This is a genomic window from Bacteroides caecigallinarum (assembly GCF_021531075.1).
Lineage (GTDB): Bacteria > Bacteroidota > Bacteroidia > Bacteroidales > Bacteroidaceae > Phocaeicola > Phocaeicola caecigallinarum_B.
The window spans coordinates 1-252 of sequence record NZ_JADYTJ010000178.1; the positions used below are offsets into that span (position 1 = coordinate 1).

At 54.4% G+C, this 252-nt stretch carries 1 rRNA gene; it reads right to left on the minus strand.

The features are described from left to right. A 23S ribosomal RNA gene (locus tag I6E11_RS15565) occupies positions 1 to 252 on the minus strand; the annotation flags it as partial.

The window sequence follows — 252 nt, forward strand, 5'->3', positions numbered from 1 at the left end:
TTATTGGTGCGGACCTCCATCTGGTGTTACCCAGACTTCATCCTGGCCAAGGGTAGATCACTTGGTTTCGCGTCTACCGCATCCGACTCGACGCCCTCTTCAGACTCGCTTTCGCTTCGGCTGCAGGTCTCATGACCCTTAACCTCGCCGGACACGGTAACTCGTAGGTTCATTATGCAAAAGGCACGCCGTCACTCTTTGCAGAGCTCCGACCGCTTGTAGGCGCACGGTTTCAGGTACTATTTCACTCTT